This is a genomic window from Mycobacterium sp. E2699 (assembly GCF_001666745.1).
Classification (GTDB): domain Bacteria; phylum Actinomycetota; class Actinomycetes; order Mycobacteriales; family Mycobacteriaceae; genus Mycobacterium.
The window spans coordinates 1-13,760 of sequence record NZ_LZJH01000110.1 but is presented as its reverse complement, the minus strand read 5'-3'; the positions used below and the strand labels follow the sequence as shown (position 1 = coordinate 13,760).

The 13,760-nt window shown below is 67.9% G+C and carries 13 protein-coding genes and 1 pseudogene; 3 read left to right on the top strand and 11 right to left on the bottom strand.

Going from position 1 to position 13,760, the window contains the following annotated elements; translation table 11 throughout:
* The 4 genes from A5696_RS20270 to A5696_RS20255 all read right to left on the bottom strand — a co-directional run.
* The coding region (locus A5696_RS20270; protein WP_197517031.1) for a class I SAM-dependent methyltransferase at nucleotides 1-269 on the bottom strand (269 nt) is incomplete at its 3' end.
* A gap of 81 nt (nucleotides 270-350) precedes the next feature.
* The gene (locus A5696_RS20265; protein ID WP_067882800.1) at nucleotides 351-1,214 is read right to left on the bottom strand and encodes a 3-hydroxybutyryl-CoA dehydrogenase; all 864 of its coding nucleotides are present in this window, start codon (nucleotides 1,212-1,214) and stop codon (nucleotides 351-353) included.
* Nucleotides 1,215-1,432: 218 nt separating this feature from the next.
* On the bottom strand, nucleotides 1,433-2,719 hold the full coding sequence (aceA, locus tag A5696_RS20260; RefSeq protein WP_067882799.1) for an isocitrate lyase: 1,287 nt from the start codon (nucleotides 2,717-2,719) through the stop codon (nucleotides 1,433-1,435).
* Nucleotides 2,720-2,989: 270 nt separating this feature from the next.
* On the bottom strand, nucleotides 2,990-3,784 hold the full coding sequence (locus A5696_RS20255; RefSeq protein ID WP_067882798.1) for an acyl-[acyl-carrier-protein] thioesterase: 795 nt from the start codon (nucleotides 3,782-3,784) through the stop codon (nucleotides 2,990-2,992).
* 161 nt (nucleotides 3,785-3,945) lie between these two features.
* Here A5696_RS20255 and ramB point away from each other — a divergent pair, with 161 nt between their 5' ends.
* Both ramB and A5696_RS20245 read left to right on the top strand, forming a co-directional pair.
* Nucleotides 3,946-5,361 carry an acetate metabolism transcriptional regulator RamB gene (gene ramB / locus A5696_RS20250; RefSeq protein WP_067882797.1) on the top strand — a complete coding sequence of 472 codons (1,416 nt, stop codon included), beginning with the start codon at nucleotides 3,946-3,948 and terminating at the stop codon, nucleotides 5,359-5,361.
* Between the two features lie 59 nt (nucleotides 5,362-5,420).
* Nucleotides 5,421-5,912: a carboxymuconolactone decarboxylase family protein gene (locus tag A5696_RS20245; RefSeq protein ID WP_197517032.1), complete on the top strand. Its 492-nt coding sequence runs from the start codon at nucleotides 5,421-5,423 to the stop codon at nucleotides 5,910-5,912.
* On the opposite strand, the gene A5696_RS20240 is transcribed toward A5696_RS20245, so the two are convergent.
* The 7 genes from A5696_RS20240 to A5696_RS20210 form a co-directional block, all read right to left on the bottom strand.
* Entirely contained in the window at nucleotides 5,909-6,193 is a 285-nt protein-coding gene (locus A5696_RS20240; protein ID WP_067882795.1) for a hypothetical protein, read from the bottom strand. The genes A5696_RS20245 and A5696_RS20240 overlap by 4 nt on opposite strands.
* Before the next feature lie 6 nt (nucleotides 6,194-6,199).
* Nucleotides 6,200-7,627 (bottom strand): dihydrolipoyl dehydrogenase, encoded by a 1,428-nt coding sequence (lpdA, locus tag A5696_RS20235; RefSeq protein ID WP_067882801.1) that lies wholly within the window; start codon nucleotides 7,625-7,627, stop codon nucleotides 6,200-6,202.
* A 72-nt stretch (nucleotides 7,628-7,699) separates the two neighbouring features.
* On the bottom strand, nucleotides 7,700-8,269 hold the full coding sequence (locus tag A5696_RS20230) for a hypothetical protein (protein WP_067882794.1): 570 nt from the start codon (nucleotides 8,267-8,269) through the stop codon (nucleotides 7,700-7,702).
* Nucleotides 8,262-8,540: a putative holin gene (locus A5696_RS20225; RefSeq protein ID WP_067882793.1), complete on the bottom strand. Its 279-nt coding sequence runs from the start codon at nucleotides 8,538-8,540 to the stop codon at nucleotides 8,262-8,264. The genes A5696_RS20230 and A5696_RS20225 overlap by 8 nt, the downstream gene beginning before the upstream one ends.
* A 10-nt stretch (nucleotides 8,541-8,550) precedes the next feature.
* Nucleotides 8,551-8,994 carry a DUF779 domain-containing protein gene (locus A5696_RS20220; protein WP_067882792.1) on the bottom strand — a complete coding sequence of 148 codons (444 nt, stop codon included), beginning with the start codon at nucleotides 8,992-8,994 and terminating at the stop codon, nucleotides 8,551-8,553.
* Nucleotides 8,994-10,517: an aldehyde dehydrogenase family protein gene (locus A5696_RS20215; RefSeq protein WP_067882791.1), complete on the bottom strand. Its 1,524-nt coding sequence runs from the start codon at nucleotides 10,515-10,517 to the stop codon at nucleotides 8,994-8,996. Before A5696_RS20215 ends, A5696_RS20220 begins: the two co-directional genes overlap by 1 nt.
* Before the next feature lie 80 nt (nucleotides 10,518-10,597).
* A complete protein-coding gene (locus A5696_RS20210; RefSeq protein WP_067882790.1) occupies nucleotides 10,598-12,421 on the bottom strand; it encodes a fatty acyl-AMP ligase in 1,824 nt (607 codons plus the stop codon).
* A 105-nt stretch (nucleotides 12,422-12,526) separates the two neighbouring features.
* Between A5696_RS20210 and A5696_RS20205 the strand changes: the two are divergent.
* Nucleotides 12,527-13,760 (top strand): annotated as a pseudogene (locus A5696_RS20205) (S9 family peptidase); the annotation flags it as partial.

The window sequence follows — 13,760 nt, the reverse complement described above, 5'->3', positions numbered from 1 at the left end:
ATGACGTTCACGTCGAACTTCTCGATGGCGCGCCTCATGGTGGCGCCCCAGCCACACCCGATGTCCAGCAGCGTCATCCCCGGCTCGAGGTTCAGCTTGCCGAGCGCCAGGTCGAATTTGGCGTTCTGCGCCTCCTCGAGCGTCATGTCGTCACGCTCGAAGTAGGCGCAGGTGTACCCCATCGTCGGATCGAGGAATAGTGCGAAGAATTCGTCTGAAACGTCGTAGATCGATTGCGACTCTTCGTAATACGGTTTCAACGCGGCCATGGATTCCCGATACCCTCTCGATTGTTGAACGCGAGGATAATATCGGACTTGTCCAACGGCTGCTACCCCGGCCGCATCGTTTTAGTAGGCGTAAAAACCCCGGCCCGATTTTTTGCCCAGCCGGCCCGCCTCGACCATGCGCAGCAGCAACGGCGGCGGACCGTATTGCGGTTCTTTGAATTCCTCGAACATTTTGTCCGCGATCAGTTTGAGGGTGTCCAGACCGACGAGGTCGGACAGCCGCAGCGGGCCCATCGGGTGCGACAGCCCGGCGACGACTGCCTTGTCCACGTCCTCGACGCTGGCAAAGCCGGCCTCCACCATCCGGATCGCCGAGAGCAGGTAGGGCACCAGCAACGCGTTGACCACGAAGCCGGACCGGTCGGAGCAGCGCACCACCTGCTTGCCCAGCACCGCCCCGGCGAACTGCTCGGTGCGGGCGGCGGCGGCTTCGTCGGTGACCAGCGTGCAGACCAGCTCGACCAGCGGCAGCACCGGGACGGGGTTGAAGAAGTGCAGTCCCAGCACGCGCTGGGGGTTCTTGGTGGCCGCGGCGATCTTCATGATCGGGATGCTCGACGTGTTGGACGCCAGCACCGCGTCGGGATCGGTGACCACCCGGTCCAGGTCGGCGAACACCTGCGCCTTGACGGCCTCGTCCTCGACGATGGCCTCGATCACCAGTTGCCGGTCGGCCAGGTCCTTCAGGTCGGTGGTGAAGGTGAGCTTGCTCAGCGCGCGATCGCGCTCCCGCTCGGTCACCTTGCCGGCGCTGACGCCGCGCTCCAGCGACTTCACGATGCGGTTGCGGCCGGCCGTGATCAGCGGCTCGGTGGTCTCGAACACGGTCACGTCGACACCCGCGCGGACGGCGACCTCGGCGATGCCGGATCCCATCTGCCCGGCCCCGACGACTCCCACCCGCTGGATCGCTGCGTCGCTCACTTGTTGTCGTCTCCAGTCGTGTTGTGGTGCACCGCAATAGGCCCCGCCCAGGTAGCCCCGGGCGGGGCCTATGCTACTTCAGCCCGTCGAACGTGAACTGAGGGCGGAGAATCGGCGGATTCTCCGCCATGGCTTCACGTTCGGCGAAGGCTCGTCCTCAGTGGCAGTGGCTCCCGATGTCGGTTCCACTTCGTCCTCGCGGGCAAGCCCGCTCGTCCTCAGTGGAACTGGCCCTCTTCGGTCGAACCCGTCAGCGCCGTGGTCGACGAGTTGGGGTCGACCGTGGTGGCGATCCGGTCGAAGTAACCGGCACCGACCTCGCGCTGGTGCTTGGTGGCGGTGTAGCCACGCTCCTCGGCGGCGAACTCGCGTTCCTGCAACTCGACGTAGGCGCTCATCTGGTTGCGGGCGTAGCCGTAGGCCAGGTCGAACATCGAGTAGTTCAGCGCGTGGAAGCCGGCCAGCGTGATGAACTGGAACTTGAATCCCATCGCGGCGAGCTCCTTCTGGAACTTCGCGATGGTGCCGTCGTCCAGGTGCTTGCGCCAGTTGAACGACGGCGAGCAGTTGTACGCCAGCATCTGGTCGGGGTACGCGTCCTTGACCGCCTCGGAGAACTTGCGCGCGACCTCCAGGTCCGGCGTGCCGGTCTCCATCCAGATCAGGTCTGCGAACGGGGCGTACGCCTTGGCCCGCGCGATGCAGGGCTCGATGCCGTTCTTGGTGCGGTAGAAGCCCTCCTTGGTGCGCTCGCCGGTGATGAACGGCTGGTCGCGCTCGTCGACGTCGGACGTGATCAGCGTGGCCGCCTCGGCGTCCGTGCGGGCGATCACGACGGTCGGCACGCCGCACACGTCGGCGGCCAGCCGCGCCGACGTCAGGGTGCGGATGTGCTGCTGGGTGGGAATCAGCACCTTGCCACCGAGGTGGCCGCACTTCTTCTCCGACGCCAGCTGGTCCTCCCAGTGCGAACCGGCGACACCGGCGGCGATGAGGGCCTTCTGCAACTCGAACACGTTGAGCGCGCCGCCGAAGCCGGCCTCGCCGTCCGCGACGATCGGCGCCAGCCAGTTCTCCACCGACTTGTCGCCCTCGACCTTGGCGATCTGGTCGGCGCGCTGCAGCGCGTTGTTGATCCGGCGGACCACCTGCGGCACCGAGTTGGCCGGGTACAGGCTCTGGTCGGGGTAGGTGTGGCCGGACAGGTTGGCGTCACCGGCGACCTGCCAGCCCGACAGGTAGATGGCCTTCAGGCCGGCGCGCACCTGCTGGACGGCCTGGTTGCCGGTCAGCGCGCCGAGCGCATTGACCCACTCCAGGTCGTGCAGCTCCTCCCACAGCACCTCCGCGCCGCGGCGGGCCAGGGTGTGCTCCTCGACGACGGAGCCCTGCAGCGCGACGACGTCCTCGGCGGTGTAGGTGCGGGTGACGCCCTTCCACCGCGGGTTGGTGTCCCAGTCCTGCTGAAGCTGCTCGGCGCTCTTCGGGGTGCCAACGACAGACATTGGTCTTACTCCTTAACGGTTCTTTGCTGAATTACGACGCCAGCCGCCTTCCGGCGGCAGCTGAGGGCTCAACTTCACTGGCGTGCTAACTCGAAGATGGCACAGCGTGCTACCGCAGGTCCACCCGTTTCATTTGCGAATTTCGGCAACAACTCGAGGCGATGTTGCGAACCTTGCGAAGGTGAACACTAACTGAACCGTTTCAGAAGCTACCCGTCAGTAACGGTATCTACGCAGGTCAGGTCGGATTTTCACAGGACGCCCGTCCTGTTAGATCGCGAACAGCGCGGCGACGGCTTTCGCCTCGTCGCCGACGGCATATGTGAGCGTTGTAACAGGCCGATCGGCCAGGTTGGGGCCGAATTGATCCGTCGAGCCGGCCGGGTGGACGTGCGAGATGATTTCCAGCTTGTCGCCCAGCGCCACCGCCGCCTCGTGCTCGATCGTGACGCGCAGCGGCCCCTGCAACAGCTCGGGGTGCGACGCCAGATAATCCTCGACCACGCTCCAGTACACCGAGTTGTTCATGTGATCGAACAGGTCGATGTCGGTCACCCGGACAGGGAACTCGTGGATCTCGGTCGCATCGTCGCGGCTGCCGGGCTTCAGATACCCCTTCCAGCGCAGCCGCTGGATGTCGGTCGTCTTGTGCAGACCCGCCAGGAAGTCGTCGGCGATGCGCGCGGGCATCTGCGTCTCCCGGTTGATGTTGATCCAGAACGCCTCGGACTCGACCAGGCCGCCCTTGCGCCCGTCGATGCGCACCCGCATCTCACACCACCGGTTCGAGGTGCCCGAACACCAGCGCCGGCAGCGCAGCAGGTCCTGGAACTCGATCGGGTGGATCAGGTCGACCATGGTGCGCCGGACGATCCACAGCGGATGGGTCTCCTCGAAGCCCATCTCGCGCAGCTGGTCCTGACCGATGTCCTGGATGTGCCGGCACGCGGCGTCCAGGCGCAGCCGACCGGTGCGGTCGATGTCACCGACCCGAAGCGGCCATTCGCGATCGAATACGTCGGGATGACCGTCGGGCACCGGCATCATTGTTTTGTCCAGGCTCACGGCTCAGTCTCCCCGTTCCTCCGCGTCGGTATCCCAGGTTAACCCCGGCCCCCGCTGCGAATGATGCCAAATCGCCCCGCGGAATCGCCAATCCCGAACCGACCGCGCGGGCCTGCCAACTCTGCGAACCGTGCCTTCGCAGCGCCCGGTAGGCTGCTTGGGTGGCCAAAACCTTCGTCGGCTCCCGCGTTCGCCAGCTCCGCAACGAGCGCGGGTTTTCTCAGGCCGCGCTGGCCCAGATGCTGGAGATCTCGCCGAGCTACCTCAACCAGATCGAGCACGACGTCCGGCCCCTGACGGTGGCCGTGCTGCTCCGGATCACCGAGGTGTTCGGGGTGGACGCGACCTTCTTCGCCCCCCAGGACGACACCCGGCTGGTCGCCGAGCTGCGCGAGGTCACGATGGACCGCGACCTCGACATCGACGTCGAGCCGACCGAGGTGGCCGAGATGGTCAGCGCCCATCCGGTCCTGGCCCGCGCCGTGGTCAACCTGCACCGGCGGTACCGGATCACCACCGCGCAGCTGGCCGCCGCCACCGAGGAGCGGTACTCCGACGGCAGCGGCAGCGGGTCGATCACCATGCCCCACGAGGAGGTGCGCGACTACTTCTACCAACGCCAGAACTACCTGCACGAGCTGGACACCGCCGCCGAGGACCTCACCATCAAGATGCGCCTTCACCACGGTGATCTGGCCCGCGAGCTGACCCGCCGGCTCACCGAGGTGCACGGGGTGCACATCACCCGGCGCATCGACCTCGGGGACACCGTGCTGCACCGCTTCGACCCCGACACCAAGACGCTGGAGATCAGCAATCACCTCTCGTCGGGTCAGCAGGTGTTCAAGCTGGCGGCCGAACTGGCGTACCTGGAGTTCGGCGAGCTGATCGACGAGCTGGTCGCCGAGGGCAAGTTCACCAGCGAGGAGTCGCACACGCTGGCCCGGCTGGGCCTGGCCAATTACTTCGCGGCGGCCGCGGTGCTGCCCTACCGCCAGTTCCACGACGTCGCCGAGAATTTCCGCTACGACGTCGAGCGGCTGTCGTCCTTCTACGCGGTCAGTTACGAGACCATCGCGCACCGGCTTTCGACGCTGCAGCGCCCGACGATGCGGGGGGTGCCGTTCTCGTTCGTCCGGGTGGACCGCGCAGGCAACATGTCAAAACGCCAGTCCGCCACGGGTTTTCACTTCTCGTCGAGCGGCGGGACGTGCCCGTTGTGGAACGTCTACGAGACGTTCGCCAACCCGGGCAAAATCCTGGTGCAGATCGCGCAGATGCCCGACGGCCGCAACTACATGTGGGTGGCCCGCACCGTGGAACGCCGCGCCGCGCGGTATGGTCAGCCGGGTAAGACCTTCGCGATCGGGCTGGGCTGCGAGCTCCGCCACGCTCATCGGCTCGTCTACTCGGAGGGACTGGACTTGTCCGGCGATATCGCCACACCGATCGGCGCCGGCTGCCGCGTCTGCGAACGCGACAACTGCCCGCAACGGGCCTTCCCGGCCCTGGGCCGCGCCCTCGATCTCGACGAGCACCGCAGCACCGTGTCCCCCTACCTGGTGAAGCAACCGTGAGCACCGACGGCCGCATCCCGTCGGGCCGGTTCCGCGAACTGGGGCCGATCAACTGGGTGATGGCGAAGGCGGCCGCGCGCCGGATGGGCGTACCGGAGATGCACCTGTTCACCACGCTGGGGCAGCGGCGGATGCTGTTCTGGACCTGGTCGATGTACAGCGGGCGGCTGCTGCGCGGGCGGCTGCCGGCGATCGACACCGAGTTGGTCATCCTGCGGGTCGCGCACGTGCGCAGTTGCGAATACGAGTTGCAACACCATCGCGGAATGGCCCGACATCAGGGGCTCGACGACGACCTGCAGGCCGCCATCTTCGCATGGCCCGAGACGCTGGACCGGGTCGAGGGGCGCCTGACGCAACGGCAGCAGGCGCTGCTGGCGGCCACCGATGAGTTCCTCGAGCAACGCACGGTCACCGACGACACCTGGCGGCAGCTGGCGACGCACCTGGATCGGCGTCAGCTCATCGAATTCTGCCTGCTGGCAAGCCAATACGACGGCCTGGCCGCGACGATGTCGGCGCTGGCCATCCCCCTGGACCGGCCCGTCTAGAAGTAGACGTCGGCCAGCACGGCCAGCGTCAGCACCACCGGCAGCAGCGGCAATCCGAAGCCGAACGCCGACCACGCGTACCTCTTGCGCCGGCGCTGCAGCGACGCCCACAGGGTGGCGCAGACCGCCAGCGCGAGCGACAGCAGCAACACCGTCGGCGCCCACCGGCCCACCGCCGCGTTGTCGTCGGCGATCGAAAAGGCCACCAGCCACAGCACGTAACCGGTGGCGACGCCGGCGATCACGCCGATCACGGTGTCACGCGTCTCTTCGGAATTCATCGATTCTTAGAAGTTGATCATGTGGCCGGTCAGGCCGTGGAAGCATTCCTGCAGCGCCTCCGACATGGTCGGGTGGGTGTGCACGTTGCGGGCCAACTCGGTGGCGGTCAGGTCCCACTTCTGGGCCAGCGTCAGCTCGGGCAGCAGCTCGGACACGTCGTGGCCGATCAGGTGCCCGCCCAGCAGCTCGCCGTACTTGCCGTCGGCGACCAGCTTGACGAAACCGCTGGGGTCGCCCAGGCCATGGGCTTTGCCGTTGGCGGTGAACGGGAACTTGGCCACCACCACGTCGTAGCCTTCGTCGCGGGCCTGCTCCTCGGTCAGCCCGAAGCTGGCGACCTGCGGCTGGCAGAACGTCGCGCGCGGCAGCATGCGGTAGTCGCCCAGAGCCAATGTTTCTGCGCCGGCGATGGTTTCGGCCGCCACCACGCCCATGGCTTCGGCGACGTGGGCCAGCATCAGCCGGCCGGTGACGTCGCCGATGGCATAGATGTGGTCGACGTTGGTGCGCATGTAGTCGGTGATGCCGATCGCCTTGCGCTCGGTCAGCGCGACCCCGGCCGCCTCCAGCCCGTAACCCTCGACGTTGGGCGCAAACCCGATGGCCTGCAACACCTTTGCGGCCTTGAGCTCCTGCGCGTTGCCGTCCTTGCTGACGGTCACCGTGACCGCCGAGCCGTCGTCGTTGATGGACTCGACCTTGGTGGCGGTGAGGATCTTGATGCCCAGCTTCTTGAACTGCTTCTCGATCTCCTTGGACACCTCGGCGTCCTCGTTGGGCAGCGCACGCGGCAGGAACTCCACGATGGTCACGTCGACGCCGTAGTTGTGCAGCACGTAGCCGAACTCCATGCCGATGGCCCCGGCCCCCGCGATGATGATCGACTCCGGCAGCTCTCGCGACAGGATCTGTTCCTCGTAGGTGACCACGTTGGCCGACAACGAGGTGCCCGGCACCAGCCGGGTGCTGCTGCCGGTGGCGATGATGACGTTGTCGAACGTGACCGTTTCGGTCCCGCCGTCGTTGAGATCGACCGACAGCGTGTGGGGATCGGTGAACCGGCCGTACCCGTGGATCTCGGTGATCTTGTTCTTTTTCATCAGGAAGTGCACGCCGGCGACGCGGCCCTCGGCCACCTTGCGGCTGCGGTCGAAGGCGATGCCGTAATCGAAGGTCGCCTCGCCGCTCATGCCGAAGGTCTTGGCCTCCTTGGTGAAGATGTGCACGAGCTCGGCGTTGCGCAGCAACGCCTTGGACGGAATGCAGCCGACGTTGAGGCAGACCCCGCCCCAGTACTTGGACTCGACGACTGCGGTGTTCAGGCCGAGCTGCGCGGCGCGGATGGCCGCGACATATCCCCCGGGGCCGGCCCCGAGGACGACGACGTCATAGTGGGAAGTCACGGCCCCCACCCTAGTGGGGCGCCCCTGCATCTGGGACGTCGAGTGTGGGGCCTCGCGTTCGTCCATGACCCCACCCCCGCGAACCCGGGGGGACATCGCGGCCTAGTACGGGATGACGCCGGCCAGGCAGTGACCCGCCCGCTCGCAGAAGTAGTAGCCGTACAGGGGTGCCGCGGCGGCGACGGATGCGAACGGCCCCGACATCACCGCGAGTGACAGCGCCGAGAGCAGCGCCCTGCCCTCCGCCATCGCCAGCAGCACGCCGCCCACACCGCAGGCCACGACGTACACCAGAACCGTGAACGCCGCGGCGGTCTTGTTGGCCGAGTGGTGCCACCAGTAGAACAAGCCGAGACCCACCGGACCCGACACCGCCCACACGCCGAGCAGCACCAGCACCAGCTGCCACCACTTCAGGTACAGGTAGCGACCGGGAACGGCGATGGGCTGCACCGGCAAACCGCCGGGCTCGCCCCCCGGCGCAGCCGCGGGCGGCTCGGGCGCACGCTCCGCCGCCTTCTCCTCCGCCGCGGCCCCCGGAATCGGCTGCGAGCCGGTGTCGTCGTCGAAGTCCGGGACGAAGGACTGGGTGCCGGTGTCCTCGTCGTCGTCGAAGGCCGGCACGAACGCCTCGGTCCCCGGGCTCGACGCCCGGTCGTCGTCGTCAGCCACCGGAGGCCACCTGCAGGGCGACCAGCGCGCCGAACCAGCCCGGGCCGAGCGACAGGATGAACGCGCCCACCATCGTCACCCACCGACGCCCCGAGAACAGGACCGTCAGCAGCCCGACCACGCCGGGGATCCCGACCACCAGCGCGACGGCGACGCCGGGGCGCGCCCCGGCATGAACCATGCCGGTCAGCGCGACCGCGGCCAACATGCCTGCGGCGCAACCGATCAGCATGGCGCCGGCCAGCAACCAGGGACGCGGAAGCGGGATCACGCTGACGAGGTTACTTGCCCACGGCCACCACCCGGCCGCGCTCGGACGGGCGGTCGCCGCGTTGGTAGGCGGCCCCGGTGACGACGGGCGCGGCCGCCAGCTCGGCCTTCTCCGCGTCGGTGAAGGCGCGGCCGCGGCTGAGGAAGCGCACGCCCTCGGGCGCCTCCAGGCTGAACCCGCCGCCGCGGCCCGGCACCACGTCGATGACCAACTGCGTGCGCTTCCACACCGCGTATTGCGGGCCGGAAATCCACACCGGCACCCCGTCACCCACGTCGAGCACGCCGAGCAGCACGTCGCGGTCGCCGACCAGGAAGTCGCCGCTCGGGTAGCACATCGGCGACGAGCCGTCGCAGCAGCCGCCGGACTGATGGAACATCAGGGGACCGTGCCGCTCCTGCAGCCGCGCCAACAGGTCGGCGGCGGCGGGGGTGATGACGGCGCCCGAGACCATCAGAAGAACCCTTGCGCTTTGTTGGAGTAGGACACCAGCAGGTTCTTCGTCTGTTGGTAGTGGTTGAGCATCATCTTGTGGTTCTCGCGGCCGATGCCGGACTGCTTGTAGCCGCCGAACGCCGCGTGCGCGGGGTAGACGTGGTAGCAGTTGACCCACACCCGGCCGGCCTGGATGTCGCGTCCGGCCCGGTAGGCGGTGTTGCCGTCGCGGCTCCACACGCCCGCGCCCAGCCCGTAGAGGGTGTCGTTGGCGATCGAGATCGCGTCGTCGTAGTCGGAGAACGACGTGACGGCCACCACCGGCCCAAAGATCTCCTCCTGGAAGATCCGCATGCTGTTGTTGCCACCGAAGATGGTCGGCTGCATGTAGTAGCCGCCCGACAGGTCACCGCCCAGTTCGGCGCGCTCCCCACCGGTGATGATCTTGGCGCCCTCGCCCTTGCCGATCTCGATGTAGGACAGGATCTTTTCCAGCTGATCGTTGGAGGCCTGCGAGCCCAGCATCGTCTGGCTGTCCAGCGGGTCGCCCTGCCGCACCGCCTTGGTCCGGATCGCGGCGAGCTCCAGGAACTCGTCGTAGATGTCGGCCTGGATCAGGCTGCGCGACGGGCAGGTGCACACCTCCCCCTGGTTGAGGGCGAACATGGTGAAGCCCTCCAGCGCCTTGTCCTGGAAGTCGTCGCCCCGGGCCATCACGTCGGAGAAGAAGATGTTGGGGCTCTTGCCGCCGAGCTCCAGGGTCACCGGGATCAGGTTCTGCGAGGCGTACTGCATGATCAGCCGCCCGGTGGTGGTTTCCCCGGTGAAGGCGACCTTGGCGATCCGGTCGCTCGACGCCAGCGGCTTGCCCGCCTCGGCGCCGAACCCGTTGACGACGTTGAGCACCCCCGCCGGCAGCAGGTCGCCGATCAGCGACATCAGGTAGAGCACCGACGCCGGCGTCTGCTCGGCGGGCTTGAGCACCACCGCGTTGCCGGCCGCCAGCGCCGGCGCCATCTTCCAGGCGGCCATCAGGATGGGGAAGTTCCACGGGATGATCTGCCCGACCACCCCCAGCGGCTCGTGGAAGTGATACGCGACGGTGTCGGAGTCGATCTGCGACAGCGAACCCTCCTGGGCGCGGATCGCCGCGGCGAAATACCGGAAGTGGTCGGCCGCCAGCGGGATGTCGGCGGCCAGCGCCTCGCGGACCGGCTTGCCGTTGTCCCACACCTCGGCCACGGCCAGCGCGGCCTGGTTCTCGTCGATGCGGTCGGCGATCTTGTTCAGGATCGCCGCCCGCTCGGCCGGCGCGGTCTTGCCCCACGCCGGGGCCGCGGCGTGTGCGGCGTCGAGCGCCTTATCGATGTCGCCCTCGTCGGAGCGGGCCACCTCGCAGAACGTTTGGCCCGTCACCGGCGTCGGGTTCTCGAAATAGCGGCCGCCCACCGGCGCCACCCACTCGCCCCCGATGAAGTTCCCGTACCGGGACTCGTAGGACATCAACGCTCCGGCAGAGCCCGGACGTGCGAAAACAGTCATCTATCCCGCCTCCTTTTTCGCTCCCGTGACACAGTTCACAGTACCGCCGTCAGCGCGGCGCGATGCGGGGCAGCAGGCTGCTAGAACTCACCCGCGAGATAGCGGGCCCGGCACTCGCGGCGCGCGAGCTTTCCGCTGGTGGTGCGGGGGATTCGGCCGGCAGAAAGCAGTCGGACGTCGGCCACCGGCAGCGCGTGCCGGCGCGAGACGGCGGCGCGGATCGCCTCGACGGTCACGGTCGGGTCGGCCTTGCCTGCGCCGGCAGCGCGTTCGGCGACGATCACCAGCTGCTCGCCGGCGGGCTCGCGGGGCACCGAGAACGCGGTCACGTGGCCGTCCCGCACCGCCGGCGCCGCCGCGGACACGGTGGCCTCGATGTCCTGCGGGTAATGGTTGCGGCCGTCGACGATCACCAAATCCTTGATGCGGCCGACGATGTAGAGCTCCCCGTCGAGATACAGGCCGAGGTCACCGGTGCGGAACCAGGTGCCGCCCACCGCCGACCCGTCGGCGTGGCTGCCGGCCTCCAGCCGGGACTGCAGCTTGTTGCGGAAAGCCAGCTCGGTCTCCGCGGTTCGGCCCCAGTAGCCCCGGCCGACGTTGTCGCCGTGCAGCCAGATCTCCCCGACCCGGCCGTCGGGCAGCTCCGCCTCGGTGTCCGGGTCGACGATGACCGCCCAGAGGCTGCGCGCAACGCGGCCGCATGACACCTGCGCGACGGCGTTGGCCGCGCCGGGGACGACCGGCACCGCGCGGCCCGCGCCCAGCTCGTCGCGATCCAGATGGACCACGCTGGGCCGGGCCTGCGGGCCGATGGTCGAGACGAACAACGTCGCCTCGGCCATCCCGTAGGACGGTTTGACGGCGGTGGCAGGCAGCCCGTAGGGCGCGAAGGCCTCGCTGAACTTTTCGATCGAGGCGATGCTGACCGGTTCGGACCCGTTGATGAGCCCCGCGACATTGCTCAGGTCGAGCTCTTCGCCGGGACCCGGCAATCCGCGCTCGGCGGCCAGATCGAAGGCGAAGTTGGGGGCGGCGGCGAAGGTGCGGCCGTGGCGGGACTGCCGGGCCAATTCGCGGATCCACCGGTAGGGCCGCCGCACGAACGCCGTCGGCGACATCAACGTGATCTGCCCGCCGCACAGCGCCGGGAACATGATCATCAGCAGCCCCATGTCGTGAAACAGCGGCAACCAGCTGATGCTTCGGATATTCCAGTCCAGGCCGACCGAATCGATCATCTGCACCACGTTCGTGATGACCCCGCGGTGGGTGATCTCGACACCGGCGGGCGTGCGGGTCGAACCCGACGTGTACTGCAGGTAGGCGATGTCGTCGATGCCCGGGTGCGCCGGGGCGAAGGTGGCACCCACGGAGTCGGGCACGGCGTCCACGGCGATGACCCGCGGCCGGCGGTGGCGCGGCAATGTGCGCACGAACGACTGCACGGTCTCGGCGGCGCCGGTTGTGGTCAGCACGACCGACGGGACGGCATCGCCCAGCACCGCGTCGAGCCGTTCGACCTGGCCGGGCAGCTCGGGCGCGAACAGAGGCACCGCGATGTTGCCGGCGGCGATGGCCGCGAAGAAGCCGACGACGTAGTCGGTGCCCTGCGGCGCCAGGATCGCCACCCGGTCGCCCGGTGCGGTGACCTGTTGCAGCCGGGCGCCGACCGCGCGCAGCCGCACGCCGAGGCGGGCCCAGCTCAGCTCGACCGGTTCGCCGTCGGCGACGTGGCCGTAGTCCAGATAGCGATACGACACGGCGTCGCCGAGCTCGGCGATATTGCGGTACAGGCGGGAGGTCAGCGTGGCGTCGTCCGGGAGGGCGATGTGGCCCTCGGCGTCCAGATAGTCCGCCAGCCGTAGCCTCTGCCGTCCATCTATGGAAGCACTGTGGTCCATAAGGGGATGTTAAGAGATTAACTGTATATACGGGTACCACATAGGTCTCGTGTGGGTGTGATCCTGGTGACAACTTCATAACGGCGCTCGAACACAATGGTGGGCGTGGACGACGACCCATACCTGTGGCTGGAGGACGTCACCGGCGAAGACGCACTCAAGTGGGTGCGGGCACGCAACGAACCGACCCTGGCGAAGTTCCGCGACGCGGAGTTCGAGCGGATGCGCACCGAGGCGCTCGAGGTGCTCGACACCGATGCCCGGATTCCGTACGTGGTCCGCCGCGGCGAATTCCTGTACAACTTCTGGCGCGACGCCGCCAACCCGCGGGGGCTGTGGCGGCGCACCACGCTGGACCGTTATCGCACCGACTCCCCGGAGTGGGACGTGCTGATCGACGTCGACGAGCTGGGGCGAGCCGACGACGAGAAATGGGTGTGGGCGGGCGCCGGCGTCATCGAGCCCGATCACACCCGGGCGCTGATCGGTCTGTCCCGTGGCGGCTCGGACGCGTCCGTTGTGCGCGAATTCGACATGACCACACGCCAATTCGTCGCCGATGGGTTCGGACTGCCGGAGGCCAAGTCGCAGATCGCGTGGGTCGACCCGGACAACGTGCTGGTGGGCACCGACTTCGGCGCCGACTCCCTCACCGAGTCCGGATACCCCCGGGTGATCAAGCGCTGGCGGCGCGGCACGCCATTGGCCGACGCGCAGACCGTCTTCGAGGGCTCCCGCGCCGACGTCCGCGTCTCGGCGTCGGTGGATCGCACGCCCGGCTTCGAGCGGACCTTCCTGGGGCGCGCGCTGGACTTCTGGAACGAAGAAGTCTACGAGTTGCGCGGCCCGGAACTGATCCGCATCGACGCGCCCACCGACGCGAGCCTGTCGATCCATCGCGACTGGATCCTCATCGAGCTGCGCACCGATTGGTACACCGGCAGCGCGACCTACGCCGCGGGATCACTGCTGGCCGCCGGTTACGACGAATTCCTGGACGGCACGGCCGAATTGACGGTCGTCTTCGAGCCCGACGAACACACCGCCCTGAATCACTACGCGTGGACGAAGGACCGGCTGCTGATCGTGACGCTCGCCGACGTGGCCAGCCGCGTCGAGATCGCCACGCCGGGCCAGTGGCGGCGCGAGCCGGTCGCGGGCATCCCCGAAGCGACCAACACCGTCGTCGTCGCCGCCGACGACAAAGGTGACGAATTCTTCCTCGATTCCAGCGGATTCGTCAGCCCGTCACGGCTGATGCGCGGCGGCGCCGACGCGCGACTCGAGCCGATCAAGTCCGCCCCGGCGTTCTTCGACGCCGAAAAGCTATCGGTGGCAC

Bases quoted from the DNA above. Each gene is read 5' to 3' on its own strand.
- aceA (WP_067882799.1), bottom strand. From the start codon at position 2,719: ATGTCTGTCGTTGGCACCCCGAAGAGCGCCGAGCAGCTTCAGCAGGAC.
- A5696_RS20245 (WP_197517032.1), top strand. From the start codon at position 5,421: ATGGCGAAGGCGGCCGCGCGCCGGATGGGCGTACCGGAGATGCACCTG.
- A5696_RS20240 (WP_067882795.1), bottom strand. From the start codon at position 6,193: ATGAATTCCGAAGAGACGCGTGACACCGTGATCGGCGTGATCGCCGGC.
- lpdA (WP_067882801.1), bottom strand. From the start codon at position 7,627: ATGCAGGGGCGCCCCACTAGGGTGGGGGCCGTGACTTCCCACTATGAC.
- A5696_RS20220 (WP_067882792.1), bottom strand. From the start codon at position 8,994: ATGGTCTCGGGCGCCGTCATCACCCCCGCCGCCGCCGACCTGTTGGCG.
- A5696_RS20215 (WP_067882791.1), bottom strand. From the start codon at position 10,517: ATGACTGTTTTCGCACGTCCGGGCTCTGCCGGAGCGTTGATGTCCTAC.
- A5696_RS20210 (WP_067882790.1), bottom strand. From the start codon at position 12,421: ATGGACCACAGTGCTTCCATAGATGGACGGCAGAGGCTACGGCTGGCG.